The organism is Rhizobium viscosum, from assembly GCF_014873945.1.
GTDB lineage: Bacteria > Pseudomonadota > Alphaproteobacteria > Rhizobiales > Rhizobiaceae > Rhizobium > Rhizobium viscosum.
The window spans coordinates 4215287-4237330 of record NZ_JADBEC010000001.1 but is presented as its reverse complement, the minus strand read 5'-3'; the positions used below and the strand labels follow the sequence as shown (position 1 = coordinate 4237330).

Below are 22044 nucleotides of genomic sequence, written 5' to 3'. Positions count from 1 at the left end.
CAGCAAACACCTCTCGCCGCTAGTGCGCGCCTTCATCGAACTTGCGGAAAAGCGGCTGCATGCGGCGGATGCCCGAAATGTTCTGCCCGATATGGCATGACCGGCATCGCTCACTGTTGCCAAACGCGCCGGACTGGCGGAAGCTGACGTCACCAGGAGGTGATTGCGCCGATGGCAACGACGACAGCGACCAGGCATCCGGCAAGAGCCGGCAGCGCAGGCATCTGCCGCGGCTGCTGGGACCAGATGCATATGCCGATCCCGATCGGCGGCCCGCTCTCGCTGCCGCTGCGCGCCTTCGGCATCACCAGAAGCAAGATGAACCCCGATATCTGCACGATCTGCGAGCGCTCATTCCAGTATGTGAAGAAGCAGCGCCACATTACCTCGGGCGCTACCATCCTGTTTGCCGATATCAGGGGCTATACGGGCCTGTCGGAACGCATCGGCGCCGTCGAACTCAGCCAGATCGTCAGCCTGTTCCAGACGCGTGCGGCCGAGGCGATCTGGGCTAGCGACGGCATCGTCAACAAACAGATGGGCGATGGGCTGATGGCGATCTTCAACTTTCCCATCAAGCGCGAAGACCATGCCGCAGCCGCAATCCGGGCCGGCAGGGATATCCAGCGCTTCTGCAGCGAAGCGCTAGCCGGCATCGATGTCAGCGAGCCGCTCGGCATCGGCGTCGGCATCCATACGGGCGATGTCCAGATCGGCGAGTTCTCAAGCTTCCACAGCGATTTCACGGCGATCGGCGGCGTGGTCAACCAGGCAGCAAGACTGGAATCGCAGGCGCGGCCGGGCGAGATCGTGATCTCGGCCGATGCGGCCCGTCAGGCGACGGCGCTTACGGTCGGGAGCGAAGTGCGGATGTTATCGCTGAAGGGCTTCGAGCAGCCGGTGGAGGCGCGGGTTTTGCGGGCTGAGTGAGCGCGGTTGCCTCCTGGAATGCCCTGCCCGCCTCCCGCTGGGAACGCGGAACAATGCCGGCCCCCGCATCAGGACTGCCCGGCCGCACCCGCAAGCGGGGTGGCCGGGCGCCGACGGCGGATTTGGGTCGCCGCCGGCCCGGATTGTTACTGGATCTGCGGTCTTGCGGATTTCGCCAGCGCCGCGCTCAGAACCGCCGCGACGACGATGTTCGCCGCAAGGGCCAGAAGCCCGGTATAGACGGTGAAACTCGCACCGCCGATGGTCACCGCGTGCAGCGGCTTCCAGCCCGCGTCCCAGACGAGGTAGGTGCCGCCGAAGAAGCCGACGAACCAGCCGGCGAGCAGGCCCGGCGCGCGGAACCAGCCGGTATAGAGGCCGAAGACCAGGGCCGGCAGCGTCTGCAGGATCCAGATGCCGCCGAGCAATTGCAGGTCGAGGGCAAACTGCGTCGGCAGGAAGAGGATCACGAGCAGCGCACCGATCTTGACGATGAGCGACGTGATCTTTGCGACCTTCGCCTCGCCCGCCGGAGACACGGCGGGATCGACGTAAGCCTTCCAGAAATTGCGAGTGAAGAGATTGGCCGCACCGATGCTCATGACCGCAGCCGGCACCAATGCGCCGATGGCGATCGCCGCGAAGGAAAAGCCTGCAAACCAGCTGGAGAACAGGGTCTTGAACAGCGCGGGGACGACGTCGTTGGCGCTGTCCAGCTGCAGATGCGCGGCATGGCCCATGTAGCCGAGCAGCGCCAGCAGGCCGAGCAGCAGCGTATAGGCCGGCAGCAATACCGCATTCTTGCGGATCGTGTTGCCGCTGTTGGAGGCGAAGATGCCGGTCAGCGTATGCGGATACATGAAGGCGGCAAGCGCCGAGCCCAGCGCCAGCGTCGCATAGGCGACATACTGGTTGGAGGCTAGCAGCAGGCTTCCCGAGCCCTTGGCCTGGAAGGCGGCATCGGCGGCATTGAAGACATTGGCGTAGCCGCCGAGCTTCGAGGGGATCAGTGCCACGGCGGCAATCACCACGATATAGATCATGATGTCCTTGACGAAGGCGATCAGCGCCGGTGCGCGCAGGCCCGCGGAATAGGTGTAGAGCGCCAGCACGATGAAGGCGATGGCGAGCGGCAGTTCGCCATGCAGGCCGAGCGCCTTGAGCACTGCCGTCATGCCGACGAGCTGGAGGGCGATATAGGGCATGGTGGCGATGACGCCGGTGACGGCGACCGCCAATTCCAGCCCGCGTGAACCGTACTGGCCGTGCACGACGTCGGCAGCGGTGACATAGCCGAACTCCTTCGCCCGCTTCCACAGCACCGGCATGACCATGAAGACGAAGGGATAGACGATGATCGTATAGGGCAGCGCGAAGAAACCGTAGGCGCCGACCGTGTAGACGAGCGCCGGCACGGCGATGACCGTGTAGGCGGTGTAGAAATCGCCGCCGACGAGGAACCAGGTGATCCAGGTGCCGAACGAGCGGCCGCCGAGACCCCATTCGTCGATATGGGCAAGCGTTTCGGGCTTGCGCCAGCGGGCGGCGACGAAGCCCATGATCGTGACCAGGACGAAGAAGAAGATGAAGACGGAGAGCGCCGTTACGTTGATGTCACTCCCCATCGCGCATGCTCCTGTAGGCGACCCAGATCAGGGCTGCGGTGATCGGCACCCAGAGCAGCTGATACCAATAGAAGAAGGGAAAGCCGAAGAGTTCGGGCTCGCGGAAATTGTAGAACGGCACCCAAAGGAGGCCGATATAGGGAATGAGCAGCAGCCAGAGCGCCGCCTTCCCGGTGGATTTCTGATTCACGATGATATCCTCTCGTCCTGAGCGCCCGGGCGCCTGCCCGGCCAGACGGAGAAAGATCTTGGGCCGACCCGGCAGCAAAGCCGCGGCGGGTCGTATGGCTGGCGGATTTTTCTCCCTTGGGCACAGATCCTCCGCTGTGCGCAAGCCTTGCTAGAACAGGCAGCGCACGCGCCTCAAGACGCGCGGCGGGGATGTTGGCGCCGGACTACCCACTGGTGGGTAGCTCCGCCAGCGCATCGGGATGCTCCAGCACGAAGCGCACGAGATCAGCGGTCGTGGAGACGCCGAGCTTGCGCTTGAGATGCTTGCGGTGCGTCTCGACGGTCGCCTCGCTGATTCCGAGTTCGTCGCCGATCTCGCGATTGCTCTTGCCCGCAGCCACCAGCCGCGCCACCTCGTGTTCGCGCCGGGTCAGGCGTTCGCCCGTCGGCAGCGGACCAGTGTTGAGCAGCAGATCCCTCACGCCGCTGGAAAAATAGGTCTGCCCGCCCGCCACCGTCACGATCGCCTCCACGACCTCGGAGGTCGGTACCTCCTTGAGCACGTAGCCCGCAGCACCGCGCATGATCGAAGACGAAATATACTCGCGGCTGTCGTGCATCGACAGCATGACGATACGGCTTTCCGGGCTCTCGGCCTTGATCAGCGTTATGGCGTCGATGCCGCTGGTCTTCGGCATGTTGATATCGAGAAGCACGACGCGCGGGCGCAGCGCCCGCACGAGCGGCAGCGCCTCGGCCACGTCATTTGCGCCGCCAACGACGCTGACGCTGTCGTATGTGTCGAGAACCTTCCTCAGCCCGTCGACCACGACGGGATGGTTGTCGACCAGGAATACGGTGATCGGCGTCATCTTCGTCCGCCCCTTTCACACGGCCGCTTCAAGCGGCCATCTCAAGCTGCTTTTGTCGCAGCGTCCGCCAGCGCAGCCGATCGCGGCAGCATTACCTGCAGCCTCGTGCCTTTTTCCGTACCGCCGATAATCACGATCCCGCCGAAATGCGCAACACGCTCGCGGATGTTCTGCAGGCCAAGCCCTTCGTTTTGCCTGATGAAGCCGGACGGCAGCCCGAGGCCGTTATCGGCGATCTGCATCCTGGCGCGCCCGTTCTCGCTCCATAGCCTGATTTCCAGCGCCGTGGCCTTCGAATGCCGCTCTACATTGTTCAGCGCCTCCTGGGTGACGCGAAAAAGGGCCGTGCGCGCGTCGGGCGAAAGATCGTCCACGAAGGTCTCCATGTCCATCGTCAGCGCCAGCCCGGTGCGCAGCGAGAATTTCTCCGCCAGGTTCTTGATGGCGGCAGCCAGCCCCATATCGTCAAGGACACGCGGCCGCAGGTCATGCGAGATTTCGCGGATCTCGCGGATCGTGGCATTGAGCCCCTTGACGCTTTCGTCGATCGCCTCCTTCAGCTCCGTCGTTTCCGCATGTCGCCCCGCAAGCTCCATCGCGAAGCGCACGCCGAGCATGTCCTGCGAGATGCCGTCGTGCAGCTCCCGCGCCAGCCTGGTCCGCTCGGATTCCTGCGTGTCGATGACGCGCTGCGTCAGCTGCTTCAGCGCCCCGTCGGCCATCCGGCGCTCGTCGAGCGTGAGATAGAGACAAGTCGAAAAGACGATCACCACCGCCGGTACGGCAAACAGCGCGACGATGATGAAACTCTGCCGCGTGCGCTCGCGCAGCGCTGCGTTGGCCGCCGAGGTCTGGACCGCGACATCGTCCAGATAGGCGCCCGTGCCCAGCACCCAGCCCCATTTGGGAAGCGCCACCACATAGGAAATCTTGTCGGCGACGGCCTCAGTGGAGGGTTTCTGCCACTTGTAGCGGTGATAGCCGCCACCGCTTCTGGCGGCGGCGATAAGCTCGCGGATGACCCGGTCGCCGTCAGGGTCCACCAGCGTCATCCAATTCCTGCCGTTACGGAACGCCTGCCGGGGATGGACGACGTTGTTGCCGGCATAGTCGTAGACGAAGAAATATCCGTCCTTGCCGTAATCGAGCGAATTCAGGATCGCAGCGACGCGCTCCTTGGCGGCGGCGTCATCCACCCCCGCGCCCTCGTAGACAGATTGGATGGATGACATGGCCACACTGACGAGATTTGCGATCTCCCCTTCCTTCGAGCGCAGCATCGCTTCCTCGAACGCGGCCGAATTGCTGCGCGCAAGCTTGGCCGATTGCCAGGTGAGCAGCATGGTGACCGCCAGCGTGACCACGATCAGGGGACCGACAGCGAGGACCAGGATTTTCGATCTGAACGTCATTGACACCCTTCCCGTCATTCGACCGGCGGCGACTCCGGTCGCCGCACGCGGCATCCGCCGGCGGCCTAGTGGTCCCTGGTCGTTGTGACGGAGTTTTACCTCCGCCACAAGATCGCCGGCCAGCCGCTCGACATCGGCATCCATGCCGGCGATGTGCAGATCGGCGCATTTTCGAGCTTCCACAGCAATTTCACCGTGATCGGCGGCGTGGTCAATCAGGCTGTAAGGCTGGAATCGCAGGCGGCACCCGGCGAAATCCTCGTCTCGCGGGAAACGACGCTCCAGGCACCGGAACTGATGAGCGGCACACAAGTGCGGCCGCTATTGTTCAAGGGCCTCTAGCAGCCGGTGGGGGCGCGGGTTTTGCGGGTGGGGTGAGCGCGGATGCCTGCTGGCTTACCCCATCCATTCTTATCGCTTGCGAATGTCTACTCCGGATAGGCAGAAGCAGGCGAATTGGCTTTCCACTCTTCCAACGTCCTGAGAGCATTCCTGATCAACTGCGGCTCGGAGAGCTCCAATCCCTGTTCCCCGATCCAATCAAGTAAAGGCTTTGCACCACCAGCCTCGCCCCGCCCTGCTGCCTTGGCTGCATCAATCACGAAGTGCTTGACGGCGTCCAGGTCATACACAAAGCGATGCACCATTTCTTCAGGATAGATGGTGAAACCCAGTCCCGCCTGCGGGAATACGGCCTCATCTGTCATACTGTTGAAAGTCTGCTGCCACATTTCCAGAAATTCTTCACTATTGACGTAGTCGAGGTCCGTCCCGGCCCTGCGGATTGCGACAAGACCGAAGCAAAGTAGCCATGTCTTTTCCCTCAGTCTGCTGTATTCCAGCAGTTTTGGGCCATCGGTCGACGTTACGTAACCTTCCTCAGTATCGAACGGCTTGGGGATCTCATGGATCATGTTGCGAGCGCGCCACATGATTTCCATAGAGAGAACCTTGCCGTTCAGGGTGAGAAGCTTGCGTTCAATATCAAGGATCTCCGGGGAGCGGACATCCTGTGAGACGCTGGCATCAGGCGCGGATCTCCGGGACACCGACCCCTTGGATGCCCGGCTCTGCGACGGTGTGTTTTTGGCTGCTGAATTCTCGTCGGGCTTTGGTGGCGCACCCACCAGCCAGAACGCCAGGGCGACGACCAAGTACAATCCCCAATCGCTTGCATGAACGCCGTTCCGGGCAAATGACAGCAATTGAAAAAGGACGACAGCCGCCGCAATGGCCATGCAGACATAACGCGACGCCATGGCCGGATTGATTCGCATATGTTCCCCCTGCGTTCACGGCCGAGACCATAGTGCGCAGAAACGCGAAAAGCCACGCCCGGCAACGCAGGCGAGTAAAAAACAAAAGCGCTTGCATTTAAATCCGAACGTTCGTATTTTTATCCATGAAACCGGGAACCCTATCCGTGACGCGAACGCGCAAGATCACCACTGACGATATTCTCGACGCTGCCGAGCGCGTCGTCGTACGATCAGGTGCGGCCGGGCTTTCGATCGATGCGGTGGCGAAGGAAGCCGGCGTCAGCAAGTCGCGCGTGGTCTATGACCACAAGACCAAGAGCGCGCTTCTGGAAGCGCTGGTCGACCGCCGCGTCGGGGCCGATGTCGCCCATATGCAGGAATGCGTGAAGGCGGCTGCCGATACCCCTCACCCGGAGCTTTACGGCCGCATTGCTTCGGCCGACAAGACGCTCGACGATACCGACCGCGCCGTCGCGATGGCGATCAGCGCTTCGATGTCGAGCGAAGAAAATCTGCAGCAGATCATCCGCAGATGGGTGGTCGACGATCTGGCGGCCATGGCCGCCGGGCCGAAACCGCGGGCGGCGCTGATGGCCTATCTGACGCTGACCGGCTTCTACTGTACCGAACTCTTCGATTTCCACCGCTGGAGCGGCCCGGAACGGCAGGAACTGCTCGAGGATATCCGCAAGGTCTACACGACCTTCACCGAGCCTCCACAAACGAAGACTTGAAAAGCTCTAAACGACAATAACTTAAGCAGTTCCAGGAAAAGCGCAAAACGGTTTTCCGTCCGGAATTGCGTGAAGATGAAGAAACCAAAGCAATAACCTAGCAAGCCGCCGGGGCGGCCAAAAAGGGATAGGATCGATGTTGCGCAATACCAGACTGCCGCGCCTGAAGGCGATGATGGCAGCCACAACCCTTCTCGTACTCACCGCCGGGCAGACGCTCGCCCAAGAGGGCATGCAGATGCCGCCGGCAGCCGTCGGCGTGGTCGAGATGAAGGCCCATGCCGTGCCCGTGGTCAACGAACTGCCGGGCCGCATTGCCGCCACCCGCGTGTCGGAAGTGCGCGCCCGCGTTTCCGGCATCCTGCAAGAGCGCGTCTTCGAACAGGGCACACTCGTCAAGCAGGGCGACGTGCTCTACCGCATCGATCCGCGCCTCTTCCGCGTGCGCGTCGCCTCTGCCGAAGCCACGCTGCAGCGCGCCAAGGCCACGCAGCAGAATGCCCGCCTGCAGCTGGAGCGCCAGCAGAACCTGAAGGAACGCAACATCGCGACCGGCATCGATTACGATACCGCCTCCGTCAATCTCGCCCAGGCCGATGCGGATGTGGCAAGCGCCGAAGCCGGCCTCGACGAAGCCAAGATCAATCTCGACTATACCGAAGTCCGCGCGCCCATTACCGGCATCATCGGCGGAGCCCTCGTCACCGAAGGCGCGCTCGTCACTGCCGACGGCACCTCCAACCTGGCGCTGATCCAGCAGATCGACCCCGTCTATGCCGACTTCACCCAGTCCGCCCAGGATCTCCTGAACCTCAAGCGGGCGGTGGCCGAAGGCAAGCTGGAGAGTGCCGCCCCCGGCGAAGCCCGCGTCGAGCTCGTCTTCGACGATGGCAGCCTCTATGCCGAGCCCGGCCGGCTGCTCTTTGCCAGCGCCAATGTCGACCCCAATACCGGACAGGTGACGCTGCGCGCCGAATTCCCCAACAAGCATGGCGATCTCCTGCCCGGCATGTATGTGCGCGTGCGCATCGAACAGGCCGTGCGCCAGGATGCGCTGACCGTGCCGCAGCGGGCGGTGACGCGAAACGAGGCCGGCCAGGCGCAGGTCTATGTGCTCGCCGAAGGCAACAAGGCGGAGCTTCGCCCCGTCACCCTCGGCCAGGTTCTCGGCTCCGAATGGGTCGTGGAAACGGGTCTCAAGAGCGGTGAAACGGTCATTGCCGATGGCGTGCAGAAGGTACAGCCCGGCGCGACCGTGGCGCCCGAACCCTGGAAGCCGGATGCGACGGCGGATGCGGGGGCAAACGCCCCGGCCACCCCTGCGAAGGCGGAGTAAAGTCTCATGGCACAATTCTTCATTCGCAGGCCGATCCTGGCCTGGGTCTTCGCGCTGTTCATCTCGATTGCCGGTATCATCGCGATCCCCTTCCTGCCGGTCTCGCAATATCCGAAGGTCGCCCCGCCGCAGCTTTCGATCTCCACCTCCTATCCGGGCGCTTCCCCGCAGGAGATCTATCAGGGTGTCACTCGCCAGATCGAGGATGAGCTGAACGGCGTCGAAGGCCTGATGTATTTCGAATCGACCTCGGACAATTCAGGCTCGGTCAGCATCAACGCCACCTTCCGCGCCGGCACCGATATCGACCAGGCCTCCGTCGACGTGCAGAATGCCATCCGCCGCGTTGAAGCCCGCCTGCCCGCGACCGTGCGTTCGCAGGGCATCACCGTCGAGGAGGCGAGCTCCGGCTTCCTCATGTTCATCGCGCTGACCTCAACGGACGGCAACCGCGATGAAGTGGCGCTCGGCGATTACATCACCCGCAACATCATCGGCGAGCTGCGCCGCATCGATGGCGTCGGCCGCGCCCAGCTCTTTGCCGCCCAGCGCGCGCTACGCGTCTGGATCGACCCGGACAAGATGGTCGGCCTGAACCTGACGACCGATGACATCAACGCGGCCATCACCGCCCAGAACGCCCAGGTGGCCGCCGGCCAGATCGGCGCCGCGCCGAACCCGGTCACCCAGGACCTGACGGCGACCGTTCTCGTGCAGGGCCAGTTGCAGACGCCGGAGCAATTCGGCGAGATCATCCTGCGCGCCAATGCCGATGGCTCCACCGTGCGGCTGAAGGATGTCGCCCGCGTCGAGCAGGGTGCGGAATCCTATAATTTTACGAGCCGCCTGAACGGCCAGCCGAGTGCCGCGATCGCCATCCAGCTCTCGTCGACCGGTAACGCGGTGGCCGTCTCCAACGCCGTCAACGCGAAGATGAAGGAGCTTTCCCGCTTCTTCCCGTCGGGCATCGAATATTCCGTTCCCTACGATACCAGCCCCTTCGTCTCGGCCTCGATCGAGAAGGTCATCCACACGCTGGTCGAGGCCGTCGCCCTCGTCTTCGTGGTCATGTTCATCTTCCTGCAGAATTTCCGCTACACGGTGATCCCGACGCTCGTGGTACCCGTGGCGTTGCTCGGCACCTGCGCGGTCATGTATGCGACCGGATTTTCCATCAACGTTTTGACCATGTTCGCCATGGTGCTGGCGATCGGCATCCTCGTCGATGACGCGATCGTCGTCGTCGAAAATGTCGAGCGCATCATGGCCGAGGAAGGGCTCTCGCCCAAAAAGGCGGCACAGAAGGCGATGAGCCAGATCACCGGCGCCATCATGGGCATCACGCTGGTTCTCTCCTGCGTCTTCATTCCCATGGCCTTCTTCCCCGGCTCGACCGGCATCATCTACCGCCAGTTCTCGCTGACCATGGTCGTCTCGATCCTGTTCTCGGCCTTCCTGGCGCTGTCGCTGACGCCGGCCCTTTGCGCCACCTTCCTGAAGCCGATCAAGCAGGGCCATCACCACAAGCGCGGCATCGGCGGCTGGTTCAACCGCAATTTCGAGCGCATCACCGCGGGCTATTCGACGACCGTCACCGGCATGGCGCGGCGCGCCGGCCGCATGATGATCGTCTATCTCGCCCTCGTCGTCGGCCTCGGCTATCTCTTCATCAACCTGCCGACGGCCTTCGTGCCTGACGAAGACCAGGGCTACATGATCGTTGATATCCAGGGCCCGCCGGAGGCGAGCGCCAACCGCACGATCGAATCCATCAAGCAGGTGGAAAAGATCTTCCGCTCCGAATCCGCCGTCGAGAATATCGTCGCGATCCAGGGCTTCTCCTTCTCGGGCAACGGCGCCAATGCCGCCCTCGCCTTCGTGACGCTGAAGGACTGGGCAGACCGCGGCCCCGGCAACACCGTGCAGGAAATCGCCAACCGTGTGAACGGCCAGCTCTTCGCCCTGAAGGACGCCACCACCTTCGCGCTCTCGCCGCCGCCGATCGAAGGCTTCGGCGCCACCGGCGGCTTCTCCTTCCGCCTGCAGGACCGCGGCGGCAAGGGCCAGACGGCGCTTGTCGAGGCCGCCGGCCAGCTGATGCAGATGGCGGGCAAGAGCCCGGTTCTGACGGGAATGCGCGTCGAAGGCATGCCTGACGCAGCCCAGGTGCTGATGGTGATCGACCGCGAAAAGGCCAACACCTTCGGCATCTCCTTTGCCGATATCAACAACGCCATCACCGCCAATCTCGGCTCGTCCTATATCAACGACTACCCGAATACCGGCCGCATGCAGCGCGTCATCGTCCAGGCGGATGACCGCGCCCGCCTGCAGATCGACGATGTGATGAAGATCAACGTGCGCAATGCGAGCGGCGGCATGGTGCCCCTCTCCTCCTTCGCCATTGCCCAATGGCAGAAGGGCGCGCCGCAGATCGTCGGCTACAACGGCTATCCGACCGTGCGCATCTCCGGTGCGCCGGCACCCGGCCAGTCCTCGGGCGCGGCGATCGCCGAAATGGAGCGTCTGGCCTCGCAATTGCCGGAAGGTTTCGGCTTCGAATGGTCCGGCCAGTCGGCGGAAGAAATCACCTCCGGCAGCCAGGCGCCCTTCCTCTTCGGCCTGTCGATCCTCTTCGTCTTCCTGCTCCTGGCAGGTCTCTACGAAAGCTGGTCGATCCCGCTCTCGGTCATGCTCGTGGTGCCCTTGGGCGTCATTGGCTCGGTGGCGGCGGTGATGCTGCGCGATATGCCCAACGACATCTATTTCAAGGTGGGTCTCATCGCGATCATCGGCCTGTCCGCCAAGAACGCCATCCTGATCGTGGAATTCGCCAAGGATTATTATGCCGAAGGCAAATCCCTGCTGGATTCGGCAATAGAAGCCGCCCGCGTCCGCTTCCGCCCGATCATCATGACGTCCCTCGCCTTCACCCTCGGCGTCGTGCCGCTGGCGATCGCGACCGGCCCGAGTGCCGCCAGCCAGAACGCCATCGGCACCGGCGTCCTCGGCGGCATGATCTCCGCGACGGTGCTGGCCATCTTCTTCGTCCCGGCGTTCTTCGTCTTCGTGCTGAAGCTGATGAGGACGAGGCGGCCGGTCGCCGAGGAGGAAACGACGCCTGCCACAGAAGCCCCGCCAACCGCACCGGCCATCCACTCCTGACCTACCGGCCGATGCGTCATGCCTCCCGGGCTTCGAAAGGAGCCCGGGAGTTTTTGTTTTTTTGAGCCTAGGTGAAATGAATTGCAGGCTGTGTTTGGGGCACCCCCCTCTGCCCTGCCGGGCATCTCCCCCACAGGTGGGGAGATCGACAAGTGGCACGACCTTCGCACATCGCGGACGTTATGCAGTTTGCAACGTTTATTGTTTGGGGAAACCGGCGCCCCCAGCCAATCTCCCCACCTGTGGGGGAGATGTCCGGCAGGACAGAGGGGGGTGCCACGCGCGAAAACGCCGAACGAACCGGCCTCACAATAGACGCCCCATCCACTCGCCCTATATCCGCCCACCAAACGCACAACCGCCGGGGAAGCCCAATGCCATCCACCTTCATCGCCAAGGGCGCCGACGCCTATGAAGCCAGCATGGGCCGCTGGAGCCGCAAGCTCGCAGCCCCCTTCCTCGCCTTCGCCGGCGTACCCTCGCACGGCCGCGTCCTTGATGCCGGCTGCGGCACCGGCAGCCTGACGCTGGCGCTCGCCGCCCACCCCGAACTCACCGCCATCGAAGCCCTCGACTTCGAGGAAAATTTCGTCGCTGCCCTGCGCGCCCGCACCAACGACCCGAGGGTAAGCGCCCGCAAAGGCGACGTCTGCGCCCTGCCCCATGAAGACAAAAGCTTCGACGCCGCCTATTCCCTGCTCGTCCTCCACTTCGTCTCGAATGCCGAAGAGGCAATCTCCGAAATGCGCCGCGTCCTCAAACCGGGCGCCACCGCTGCCGCCGCCGTCTGGTCCCATGACGGCATGCCGAGCTGGCGCCTCTTCTGGAACACGATCCGCGCCATCGAACCCGAAGCCGAAGGCAACGGCATTCCATCAGGCCCGCGGCCGATGACGGCCGAGGGTGAGTTGCGGGCGCTGTTTGAAAGCGCGGGCTTCGCCGATGTCGCCGAGGCGAGGCTGACGATGATGATGGACTACGCCAATTTCGAAGACTTCTACCTGCCGAAGGTATACGGCCAGGGACGGTTTTCTGCGTTTTTCGAGGCGCTGCCGGAGGCAAGACGAGAGCGGCTACGGGAAGCGCTGAGGGCGGCCTATCTGGATGGCAGGTCGGAGGATGGGCCGCGCGCGTTTGAGAGCGTGGCCTGGGCGGTGCGAGGTGTGGGTTGAAGGCTGAGTTGGCTCTGAGCTCATCCGTCAGGCGATCTGACGAAAACGTCGCCTGATCATGAAGGCGAAACACAGGCACGATGTCGCTAGAGATGGAACGAGAAGAGCCAAGGACGCGGCGATCAGAAACGCCCTGAATTCACCTTCGTTCCGGAACCAGGCCAGAGACAGAACCACTGATAGAAACAGCACGACAAGAAACAGAACAATGGACCAGAAAACCGGGCGTCTGTGTATGCGAGCGGCGTTCGTCACATAGATCACGAAGACAAAGAGACACACCGGAACTGAGAGAACGACTTTCAGGGCCATCAGGAGCAGCGCGGAACCGTCGGCAAGAAATGGAATATGCCCGACGAGCATTCCCACCGCGTAGGCCAGCAGGAAAATATCGACTTGCGGCAGATTGATGTCCTTCATGCGTCCCCCAACAGGCCACCAGAGCCGCAACGAATGCCATCGGAGGATGATCTGCCGACTGGCGAGGCGGCCGGATTCCGTACCTCCCCCGTCAGTACTTCATGTTCCGCAGCTCAGGAAAATCGTAATAGCGCAACCGCTTGTCGTGGCAGCGATAGTCGTTTTTCGTGACGTCGATGATCATGTCGTTTTTCAGGGCGATCCCGAGATACGACCAGTCCGGGTTGGAGCGCTCCGTGGTCCGCGTGCAATAGGCATAGATCTTCTCTTCCGGTCTGAGCAGAACCACGCTAGAAATCTCGGCCTTTAAGAAATCCCCCGCCTTGATACGTCCACGCAGAATATCAATATTCTTGTGTCTCAATTCGCTGGACGGAGGACGCTGCGAATCCGCAACGGATTGCGGGGCCGGAGTCTGGCAGCCGGCCAGCGCCATCGCGGCGGCACAGAGAAGTACAGTCGTCCTCATTCAGTTCAATCTCCAAAAGGCAAAGCACAAGGTGCACAATAATTCCTACAAATATTACGAGAATAATATCCGCAATACACTGTAATCCACAGCCGATGCCGCGAACCCCGCGACATCGGCTTTGTGCAAAGGCGCGGGATACGCCCAAACCTCACCAGGCCTGCTGCGTCGGCATCACAAACACCTCGGCAATATCCACATGCCTGGGCGACTGCACCGCAAACAGCACCGTCTCGGCGATATCCTCCGCCTTGAGAAATTCCATCTGCGTCTTCAGGTCTTCCATCTGCTGGCGCGCCGCCGGATCGGAGATCTGGTCGTAAAGCTCGGTCTCGACCGCACCCGGCTGCACGCAGGTCACGCGGATATTGTGCTTCTTGCCAAGCTCCATACGCATGCCATCCGAGAGCGCGGTGATCGCATGCTTTGTCGCGCAATAGACCGTCAGGCCAGCAAAGACCTTGCGGCCGGCAATCGACGAGGTGTTGACGATATGGCCGGATTTCTGGCCGATCATAGGCGGCAGCACGGCGGCGGTCGTGTTCAGCACGCCCTTGATATTGACGTCCACCATCCGGTGCCATTCCTCCGTCTTCAGCGCCTCGATATCCGAGAGCGGCATCAGGCCGGCATTGTTGAAGAGGATATCGATGCTGCCGAACGCTTGCGCGAGCTTCGCCACACCCGCCTCGACGGAAGCGGCATCGACGACATCCATCTCCAGCGCGATCGCCTGCCCGCCCGCCTGGGCGATCTGCGAGACGAGCTCTTCCAGCCGCTCGGTGCGGCGCGCCGCAAGCCCAACCTTGGCGCCATTGGCTGCAAGCTTGAGCGCCGTGGCAGCGCCGATACCGCTCGACGCGCCGGTAATGAGAGCAGTTTTTCCTTGGATTGACATGTTCATTCCCTTTCGTTGCCGCCCTTGAGACGGCTGGTTTCGACGGGAACAGGTTAGAAAAATCAGGCCGGCCCTTCGCTCGGCCGCTTGCTGAGACTGTCGCGGATTTGCTGCGAACAGGAGCAATCTCTGCAAAACTGCGCAGCGACCTTGCGCCCGGACATGCGCAAGGCAAAAGGCGCTACCCGCGATAATCGCGCGGGCTGACACCGACCTGACGCCGGAACACCTGCGCGAAATGGCTGGGGCTGGAATAGCCGAGATCGAGCGCGATCGAGACGATGCTCTGATCCGTCTCCCTCAGCAGCCGGCGCGCCTCGGCCATCTTCAGCTGGATGAAATAATCCGATGGCGAAGAACCGGTCGATTGCTTGAAAACGCGGGAAAAATGAAAGGCGCTAAGCTCGGCCTCGGCCGCCAGGCTTTCCAGATTGAAGGCCCGATCAAGCCCCGCCTCCATCATCCGCACCACCTTCTGCAGCTTGAAAGCCGGCAGCGCCCCGCGCCGGGCGGGCACCGCGCCATCTTGGCTGCCATAGTGCCGTACGAGATGGACGGCGAGCGCCTGCGCGATGCCCTGCACAGCCATTTCGCTGGGCACGGCAGCACCCGTCAACTCTTTCAGGATCATCCCCATCAACCCCGAAATCGCCTCGTCCCGCGCCCCGGAAATATCCGCCAGCCGAAACCGATCCGCGCCGTCAGCACCCAAAACCTCCGCTATCGCCCGCTGGTAGATCGGCAGCCCGAGATAGAGATGCATGACGCAAAGCGGCTCCCCCGCACTCGTCTCCCACCTGAGCTCGTAGGGCGTCTCGCTCTGCGTCAGATAGAAATCGCCGGCAGAGACCTCCGCCGACATCCATTCCCCACCAATGTCCCGCTCCTCGATGCGCGCCAAGCCAGAGACGATCCAGACCACGAGCGGCTCGGCGACGGCGGGCACGAGGAGGTTGGTTTCGAGTGGCTGGTGGGAGAGCAGGTGGACGGAAATGGTGCTCCACGCCGGGCCACGGCTCCGGGCGAGAAGGCGGGCGTGGATGCGCTGGCTCAGGGTTTCGGGGGTGGATTTATCGGACAAGGAGGTTTCGGTTTTGGTCAGGGACTGACGGCGATTTCGAGTAGCTTTTTGATGAATTTGGTTGCATCCCGCTCCTCTTTCTACCTAAAGCGAATCTCACTACTATAAGAAAGTTGCCTTTAAGTAATGTCAAAGAACGTGCGAAGAGATTTTTGAAGCATGAACGACCAATCTGAACCCGTACGTTTGGAAGACTACAATCTGGATGAAATTATCCAATTACTTTCCGATGGCATCCCGATCCATCGCACGAAGGAACCTGCCTTCCGCCTAGATACAGAAGATCGACGTAAAGCCTTTGCCTTTTATGGCAGAAACCGCGATCTGTGGCCCCGCAACAAAACGGTGCAAGCGAAAGAGATTGAAAGTCTTATTAAAGCGCTTGAAGGACCGCCCCCGAACTCAGCATCCCCAAAAATTGCGGTGAAGGGCAGCGACAAGCCAATTTGGCACCTGAAGCAAGTCGAGGCTCATCGTTTCGGCGGCTTACATAAGCACTTGGGGCCGCTAGGAGAAGATCCGGAAGCGTTCATCTTAGATCTAGGTAAAGAAATCACGCTCGTTAGCGGCTTCAACGGCGCAGGCAAGACGGCGCTGTTGAGCGCAATTATGTGGTGCCTTACGGGGAAAGCATTGCGTTCTCAGCACGTGCCGCATGAAGTACACGAGCCTATGACCGTCGAGTGGCTGATTGAAGAAGATCAGGAGCAAGAATCGGACGGTCGCCCTGATATTGAAATACCGCCCATTGTGCCAATTCCATCATCTGAAAATCTTGCGCAACTCGGAGACTCTCCGAAACTGGACACTCGTGTAAGTCTTCTGTTTGAGCGTGCTGAGACAGGTGAAGTCTGCCGCATTACCCGAAGCCTTTCGATAACCGGAAAGAAACTGGTAGCTCCCGTGGTGGGTTTGGAGAGCCTTGGCCTCTCCGCATTGGCCCTCGAGGCCGGAACACTGATGCCGGGCGTGGCGGCCCACATGCGTTTCGATGAAAAATCAGATTTCACTCAAGCGGTATCGCAGCTAACTGGTTTAAGGCCTCTGGAGGAACTTGGATATCGAACCGACAGACTTGTAAATCGTCTACGCACAACTGAAAAGCGCACGACTGAAGAGGCGCAAAGTACGAAAAAAGAAGCCTTCAAACAGACGCTGAAGATGTTCCAGGATCGATGGGAAGAGCAACGCGATCTCGGAGAATTACCGAAAATATTGCTGCCAGGGCAAAACGAAACGATAGTGTCTCAAGAAGCCGAGGAAGACGAAAAAGTAGAACAGAACGATCCCGTCACTCAAAACATCGATTGCCAATCCTCAATAGCTGCTGCGCAAACGAAATTGCGTGAGCTACGGTCCGATTTGTCAGCATCAATGGAAACGATCCTGGAGCAGCGGATCGAACTCGCGACGAAGCAGGACGTAGATACTTTTAACCGCGCCCTTGACGATGCAGCCGATCAACTTCAGGGCAGTTCTCTAAGAGAATTACCATCCGTAGTGTTCCTTACAGGTCTCAGTAAGATAACTGACGAAGAAGCAACTTCTGCGTTGTCAGCAATCCAAGATATCATCAAACGAGGAGAAGCGCTCTCTCAAAGACTAGAAGATGAGCGTCAGGCAATCAGATGGCGACTATACGCAAGGGTAGCAGCTTGGCATAAAGATCATCATCCGGACAAAGACCTGGTGAACTGTCCAGTTTGCGGGACTAACCTAGACGAAGTTCCTCTAGATGCCCTACTCGATCGCTCAGTAAAGTCTGCGCTAGATCAATGTCGCGAGGCCGATAATGACATTGGCAAGACGGCAGCGCAATGGGAGAGTGATGAGGCATCTGCATTTCTGAATGTGCTGCCGGACACCTTACGCGCCTTTGCCGACAAGGCTCCGCAGGACGGGTTACTTGATATTTATCGCAAAGCCTATGTGGATGAATTGTTAGCCAGCAGAGCTTTTTCCGGAAAATTGCAACCATTGCGCAAGAATGGGCAGATTGTCTGGGACATCGCTTGCCGAGAAAATCCTCTGCCCGACGCGCCGGAGCCTGCTGACAGCACCCTTCCCAATTTGCTTTCCACCGGCAAGTTACAAAAACGGCTAAAGGCCGTCGCCCGCACCCTACAGCTTCGTGGGCATCGAACCCAGGCGAAGACTGCATTGCCGGCACTCGTAGATAGATTCATCGGGAAGATAAAATCTGCTGATGATGCAACAGAAATCGGTGGACACGGGACAGAAACAATTTCCGGTAGTTTTGTAAACGCGCCGGAAACAATGCCGCTTAGGGAGCAAATAGCGGCGATACGACGTGCGGTGCAAAACGCAATTCCCATCGTGTCCTTGATCCGCCATCTCGATGATATGGAGTTAATACGCCTACAATGGGAGGCGGACAAAAATCGTCTGAGCTTACTGGCTCGCGCCGCTGATGCCGTTGAACCCTTTCTCGAATATCCAGCCGTTGTCCATGAACGAGTTTCTGGACTGATAGAAACGCTGAATACGAACACCGCAGAATGGCTGGATAGGATTTACCGTTCGCACTATCGCGGAGGCCCCTCCTATGGAGGACTCAAATCAGGAGAAGAAGGCGGTTTCGGTCTTAGGGCAGAGTTTGGTCAGATGCATGTTCCTGCTCATCAAGTGATGAATGCATCGCTGCTGCGCGCTTGCGTCTGGGCGTTCCTATTTGCTTTTTGGGAACACGTCAGCAAACAGCTCGGCGGATTAAGTTGCATGTTGCTGGACGATCCTCAGACACATTTCGATCCAATTAATGGTGAGAATCTCGCAGCCGCGATACCCCTGATGCCTAAGCACGGCATGCGTCCTTTGATAACTTCCAATGACATCAGATTTGTTGCCGCCATTCAGGACAAGTTACCCAGTCGTGCGGCGGGTAGCCCATCTTGGACGACACTTCGGCTCAATCCCGTTTCATCTTCAAAGCTTACGGCCTCTTTAAGTTCTTCACTCGAAGAGATCAGAGAGAAACGTGATCGCTGGTACGAAGACGAAAACGACGTGCCAAAGGCGCAAGATTTCGTGAAATGCGTGCGGGTCGATATCGAGAATCGATTGTGGAACCTTCTGGCGACCGACCCACTCGTGATGCACGATCCAACTCTCGCCGATCTACTAGGGCAGTTGAGGCACGCCCGAAACGGCGGGGAAAAGCCGTTTGAAGAACCTCCCTTCGAAAGACTTATTGCTCACGAAGCGCTGCGTAACGCCGCGCTTTTCTATAAAGTGATCAACAAAGCGCATCATCGGCCATTTGAAATCACCCCCCAAGACGCGCATGACGTAAACAGCGCCTACGAAAACGTTCATAGCGTTCTAAGAAGCTGCACAGCATCTTATGCTCGCTTTATGGGCCGGCTGACTAACGATGAACGCGACCTACTTCTCGTAGACGCGCCGGTAACTCCAGACTCCATATCGATGCCGACCGAAAAGATCCCTGTCATCGGTAAATTGGCCGCTCGGAGTAGTTCTGATATCGTTGCTGTCGAAGAGGATCGTGAATTCATTTCACTGGATACGCTCGGTGCAATCGCGCTGTATGGAGTACGTGGTCCGACGCTCGGCTCTATAGCGCTTGCTGGCCAAGTGGTTATGGTTTCTTTGGATAGAGAACCGATTGAAGGCGAACCCGTTATCGCTTTGTACAAGAACAGAATTTTTGCTCGACGTTTTCACCGCGACAAGAAAGACCCTTCGAAAACTGTTCTTGCTGCTGACCGTTCTGGTACCGACCGAGTGCCGCCAGTCGAGATCGTTTCAACGGCAGTGACGCGAGTGATGCCCATCGTCGGCGTGCTTTTCGAAGCGCTGAGGTTCGCAGGCCAAGAAGAAGCCCTCCCGGTTAATTCGAGCGACATACTGTCCCGAAGATTGATGTTGGCTCGTATTGTGGAAGATAGTGCTTATCCCATCGTCCGTGACGGCGACATGGTGATTATCGAATCGGTGGGTGATACATCGCCTGCTGCCATGGGCAAACTAGAAGGAAGAATTGTCGCCGTAACGGCGCGTAGCGGAAGCGAAAGCTTTGGATATTTGAAGCGAGTAGGCAGCGAAATCTACGATGGCGCGCGAATATATGAAAACATCGGTCTAAATGGCCAAGCAGTATGTATAACAGCCGGCTCCACAGCCTCAAGGGGGCTGATCCTAGAGCGTCTCTGGCGAGTGCACGGCGTTCTCCGCTTGCCACCAGCTAAACGTTAACTCACTCCCCCACCACCCCACCAGCCTTCTTCCAAGCATCAATCCCACCCTCAATATGACACGCACTCCCCACCCCGGCATCCTGCGCCGCCTGCACGGCCATCGCCGACCTCTCCCCGAACGCACAGTAAAACACCACCCGTTTCCCGGTCGCCACCGCCAGCTCATGCAGCATCCCGCCCGCTGACAGGTTCTCCTGCAGATCCGCATAGGGCGCATGCAGCGCGCCCGGGATCACGCCATGCCGCTCCCGCTCGCTTCTCTCGCGCAGGTCCACGATCACCACATCCGCCCGCCCGCGCATATCAAGCGCATCCTTCGCGCTCACCGCCCAGCCCTTGCGGGCGATCTCGTCCTGGTGGAGGCCGATGTGGATGTTGGCGGGCACGGCGACGTCCATCATTTTCGGGTTGGGCAGGTGCAGGTTGTTCATCAGGTCGACATATTCGTCGATCGATTTGACCTGCAGGCGCGGGTTGAAGCGTTTTTCCTCGCCGATGGTGGAGACCGTGTCGCCCTTGTAGTCATGGGCGGGGAAGAGCAGCGTTTCCTCCGGCAGGCGGAGCAGCTTGTTGAAGATGGAGTCATATTGGGCGCGCGGGTCGCCGTTCTGGAAGTCGGTGCGGCCGGTGCCGCGGATGAGCAGTGTGTCGCCGGTGAAGATGCGGTCGCCCATCAGGTAGGAATAGGAATCGTCCGTATGGCCCGGCGTATAGAGCACGTCGAGGCTGAGGCCCTCGATCGTCACGCGGTCGCCTTCGGCAACGCGCATGGCCACGACATCGGCCTTGGTCTGCTCGCCCATCACAGTGATGCAATGGGTCTGGTCGCGCAGCGCGCCGAGGCCGGTAATGTGGTCGGCGTGCAGGTGGGTATCCACCGCCTTGACCAGCTTCAGGTCCAGCTCGCGCACGAGCTGCATGTAGCGGTCCACCTTTTCGAGCACGGGATCGATGATCAGCGCCTCGCCGCCGCGCCTGGAGGCGATGAGATAGGTGTAGGTGCCGGAGACACTGTCGAAAAGCTGTCGGAAAATCATCTGTCCACTCCGTTGCTGGCCTGGTCGTTCCGGACCTCGGCTGCGAACTGCATCGGATTCATCAGCAGATCATAATATTGCGCCGGAAAAAGCGGAAGGAGCGACAGGGACAGACCGCCCTCGCCCAATGTTACTAGCTGCCGTAAGGCGATGGTGCCTTTCCCTTACGTAATCCCCGCCTTCCAGGTCGGGCCCCTGTCTTTCAGGTCAGGTCCCTGCCTTCTAAGCCAAGCCTTGCCCAACAGGAGATCGGCTGCGGCACGATGCGGATATAGGTTTCGGCCCCTTCCGGCCCTGGAACTGCTTTGCCCCATCGCCGGAAACGGAACCGCCGATACGCGCCTCGGTGTCCAAGCGAGATAAACGAATCGCGCGGGCGCTGCGGTTTGAGCAGTTAAAAAGTCACACAAATCGCCGTTTTTACTGTGCAAAGATTACGCAAATGCCCGGCGGAAAGTACCGCCGGGCATTTATTAAGCAATAGCTGAAATAATTTCGCCGAGATTTAAAAAGTGAAATTGCGGTTCCATTATTCCAGCCTACAATGCTCCACGCTGGATGCTGCAAACCCAGTGGAGAAGGGTCGCCCACAGGTCTAAATCGGACGTCCCTTCTCCTTCCATACCGCAAGCGCCGATATGTTGCTATTACGTGCGTAACATCGTGAACAGGCATTGAAGAAATCCCCAGGGCGGACCGGGGGCTGCACGATGACGTGATCTCCTTTTGATTGAAGAACACAATCTGCGCCCTAGAACGTTCCGGGGGGACGTTTGAGGGAATGTCGATGATCAGAGAGAAAATGTCGGCGAGTCAGACGCCGATGCAGGAAGAGGACATCGCGCTCTGCCAGAGCGTCTACGACCATATCTGCGTGGCAAGGCATATTTCCACCGATGGTGAACGCGAGGAACTGGCGATCCAGATCCTGCATTTCTATCAGCATGGGGTGAAGGACCAGGGCAGTCTGGAACGACTGTTGCTGTAGGTGGGGCGGGCTCTCTTGGTATAGTAGCCGAAGGCGTAAGGATGGTCGGCATATTGCTCCGCTAACGCTGATTGGCTTTGGGCAGCGTGGCTGCCTCCTCACCCCTCATTCCCTCCTCGTGCCGGCACGAGGAGGGAATGAGGGAGATTGGGTGGCCGCGCCGCCCGCCACACCTTACCACTTCTGCAGTTGACCTGCGCATACGAGCCCTACCTAAAGCCCGGCAGATATGCGGAG

17 protein-coding genes and 1 pseudogene are annotated in these 22044 nt (G+C 60.1%); 8 read left to right on the top strand and 10 right to left on the bottom strand.

What is annotated here, in order from left to right; genetic code table 11:
* The first annotated feature begins 171 nt into the window (after positions 1-171).
* Positions 172-930 (top strand): adenylate/guanylate cyclase domain-containing protein, encoded by a 759-nt coding sequence (locus tag H4W29_RS20980; RefSeq protein ID WP_192730640.1) that lies wholly within the window; start codon positions 172-174, stop codon positions 928-930.
* 146 nt (positions 931-1076) lie between these two features.
* On the opposite strand, the gene mctP is transcribed toward H4W29_RS20980, so the two are convergent.
* The 4 genes from mctP to mctS all read right to left on the bottom strand — a co-directional run bounded on the left by mctP (position 1077) and on the right by mctS (position 5010).
* Positions 1077-2555 carry a monocarboxylate uptake permease MctP gene (mctP, locus tag H4W29_RS20975; RefSeq protein WP_192730639.1) on the bottom strand — a complete coding sequence of 493 codons (1479 nt, stop codon included), beginning with the start codon at positions 2553-2555 and terminating at the stop codon, positions 1077-1079.
* A complete protein-coding gene (locus H4W29_RS20970; RefSeq protein WP_192730638.1) occupies positions 2545-2745 on the bottom strand; it encodes a DUF3311 domain-containing protein in 201 nt (66 codons plus the stop codon). Before H4W29_RS20970 ends, mctP begins: the two co-directional genes overlap by 11 nt.
* 205 nt (positions 2746-2950) lie before the next feature.
* A complete protein-coding gene (gene mctR, locus H4W29_RS20965) occupies positions 2951-3598 on the bottom strand; it encodes a two-component system response regulator MctR (protein ID WP_192730637.1) in 648 nt (215 codons plus the stop codon).
* A 41-nt stretch (positions 3599-3639) separates the two neighbouring features.
* Complete coding sequence (gene mctS / locus H4W29_RS20960; RefSeq protein ID WP_192730636.1) at positions 3640-5010, bottom strand: two-component system sensor histidine kinase MctS; 1371 nt, start codon at positions 5008-5010, stop codon at positions 3640-3642.
* 132 nt (positions 5011-5142) lie between these two features.
* Here mctS and H4W29_RS20955 point away from each other — a divergent pair.
* Positions 5143-5352 (top strand): annotated as a pseudogene (locus H4W29_RS20955) (adenylate/guanylate cyclase domain-containing protein); the annotation flags it as partial.
* Positions 5353-5438: 86 nt separating this feature from the next.
* On the opposite strand, the gene H4W29_RS20950 reads toward H4W29_RS20955, so the two are convergent.
* The gene (locus H4W29_RS20950; protein WP_192730635.1) at positions 5439-6287 is read right to left on the bottom strand and encodes a hypothetical protein; all 849 of its coding nucleotides are present in this window, start codon (positions 6285-6287) and stop codon (positions 5439-5441) included.
* A gap of 146 nt (positions 6288-6433) precedes the next feature.
* On the opposite strand from H4W29_RS20950, the gene H4W29_RS20945 reads away from it, so the two are divergent.
* From H4W29_RS20945 to H4W29_RS20930, 4 genes are all read left to right on the top strand, one after another.
* Positions 6434-7003, top strand: coding sequence for a TetR/AcrR family transcriptional regulator (locus H4W29_RS20945; RefSeq protein WP_192730634.1), 570 nt, complete (start codon positions 6434-6436; stop codon positions 7001-7003).
* 136 nt (positions 7004-7139) lie between these two features.
* Positions 7140-8339: an efflux RND transporter periplasmic adaptor subunit gene (locus tag H4W29_RS20940; RefSeq protein WP_192730633.1), complete on the top strand. Its 1200-nt coding sequence runs from the start codon at positions 7140-7142 to the stop codon at positions 8337-8339.
* Positions 8340-8345: 6 nt separating this feature from the next.
* Positions 8346-11504, top strand: a complete 3159-nt coding sequence (locus tag H4W29_RS20935) for a multidrug efflux RND transporter permease subunit (RefSeq protein ID WP_192730632.1) — start codon at positions 8346-8348, stop codon at positions 11502-11504.
* Between the two features lie 374 nt (positions 11505-11878).
* The gene (locus H4W29_RS20930; protein ID WP_192730631.1) at positions 11879-12676 is read left to right on the top strand and encodes a class I SAM-dependent methyltransferase; all 798 of its coding nucleotides are present in this window, start codon (positions 11879-11881) and stop codon (positions 12674-12676) included.
* A gap of 27 nt (positions 12677-12703) precedes the next feature.
* Here the strand turns inward: H4W29_RS20930 and H4W29_RS20925 are convergent, their stop codons facing one another.
* The 4 genes from H4W29_RS20925 to H4W29_RS20910 form a co-directional block, all read right to left on the bottom strand.
* Positions 12704-13096: a hypothetical protein gene (locus tag H4W29_RS20925; protein WP_192730630.1), complete on the bottom strand. Its 393-nt coding sequence runs from the start codon at positions 13094-13096 to the stop codon at positions 12704-12706.
* Positions 13097-13187: 91 nt separating this feature from the next.
* Positions 13188-13565, bottom strand: a complete 378-nt coding sequence (locus H4W29_RS20920; protein ID WP_192730629.1) for a cytochrome c-type biogenesis protein — start codon at positions 13563-13565, stop codon at positions 13188-13190.
* Positions 13566-13716: 151 nt separating this feature from the next.
* Positions 13717-14463 carry an SDR family oxidoreductase gene (locus H4W29_RS20915; protein ID WP_192730628.1) on the bottom strand — a complete coding sequence of 249 codons (747 nt, stop codon included), beginning with the start codon at positions 14461-14463 and terminating at the stop codon, positions 13717-13719.
* 181 nt (positions 14464-14644) lie between these two features.
* A complete protein-coding gene (locus H4W29_RS20910; protein ID WP_192730627.1) occupies positions 14645-15544 on the bottom strand; it encodes a helix-turn-helix domain-containing protein in 900 nt (299 codons plus the stop codon).
* A gap of 159 nt (positions 15545-15703) precedes the next feature.
* On the opposite strand from H4W29_RS20910, the gene H4W29_RS20905 reads away from it, so the two are divergent.
* The gene (locus tag H4W29_RS20905) at positions 15704-19780 is read left to right on the top strand and encodes an AAA family ATPase (RefSeq protein ID WP_192730626.1); all 4077 of its coding nucleotides are present in this window, start codon (positions 15704-15706) and stop codon (positions 19778-19780) included.
* Between the two features lies 1 nt (position 19781).
* Here H4W29_RS20905 and H4W29_RS20900 read toward each other — a convergent pair whose 3' ends face one another.
* Entirely contained in the window at positions 19782-20819 is a 1038-nt protein-coding gene (locus H4W29_RS20900; RefSeq protein WP_192730625.1) for an MBL fold metallo-hydrolase, read from the bottom strand.
* A 787-nt stretch (positions 20820-21606) separates the two neighbouring features.
* Between H4W29_RS20900 and H4W29_RS20895 the strand changes: the two genes are divergently transcribed.
* The gene (locus H4W29_RS20895) at positions 21607-21807 is read left to right on the top strand and encodes a hypothetical protein (protein ID WP_192730624.1); all 201 of its coding nucleotides are present in this window, start codon (positions 21607-21609) and stop codon (positions 21805-21807) included.
* Positions 21808-22044: the final 237 nt, after the last annotated feature.

Coding starts and splice junctions, on each gene's coding strand:
- H4W29_RS20920 (WP_192730629.1), bottom strand. CDS start 13,565: ATGAGGACGACTGTACTTCTCTGTGCCGCCGCGATGGCGCTGGCCGGC.
- mctS (WP_192730636.1), bottom strand. CDS start 5,010: ATGACGTTCAGATCGAAAATCCTGGTCCTCGCTGTCGGTCCCCTGATC.
- H4W29_RS20915 (WP_192730628.1), bottom strand. CDS start 14,463: ATGTCAATCCAAGGAAAAACTGCTCTCATTACCGGCGCGTCGAGCGGT.
- H4W29_RS20940 (WP_192730633.1), top strand. CDS start 7,140: ATGTTGCGCAATACCAGACTGCCGCGCCTGAAGGCGATGATGGCAGCC.
- mctP (WP_192730639.1), bottom strand. CDS start 2,555: ATGGGGAGTGACATCAACGTAACGGCGCTCTCCGTCTTCATCTTCTTC.
- H4W29_RS20950 (WP_192730635.1), bottom strand. CDS start 6,287: ATGCGAATCAATCCGGCCATGGCGTCGCGTTATGTCTGCATGGCCATT.
- H4W29_RS20930 (WP_192730631.1), top strand. CDS start 11,879: ATGCCATCCACCTTCATCGCCAAGGGCGCCGACGCCTATGAAGCCAGC.
- mctR (WP_192730637.1), bottom strand. CDS start 3,598: ATGACGCCGATCACCGTATTCCTGGTCGACAACCATCCCGTCGTGGTC.
- H4W29_RS20925 (WP_192730630.1), bottom strand. CDS start 13,096: ATGAAGGACATCAATCTGCCGCAAGTCGATATTTTCCTGCTGGCCTAC.
- H4W29_RS20895 (WP_192730624.1), top strand. CDS start 21,607: ATGATCAGAGAGAAAATGTCGGCGAGTCAGACGCCGATGCAGGAAGAG.
- H4W29_RS20900 (WP_192730625.1), bottom strand. CDS start 20,819: ATGATTTTCCGACAGCTTTTCGACAGTGTCTCCGGCACCTACACCTAT.
- H4W29_RS20935 (WP_192730632.1), top strand. CDS start 8,346: ATGGCACAATTCTTCATTCGCAGGCCGATCCTGGCCTGGGTCTTCGCG.
- H4W29_RS20905 (WP_192730626.1), top strand. CDS start 15,704: ATGAACGACCAATCTGAACCCGTACGTTTGGAAGACTACAATCTGGAT.
- H4W29_RS20980 (WP_192730640.1), top strand. CDS start 172: ATGGCAACGACGACAGCGACCAGGCATCCGGCAAGAGCCGGCAGCGCA.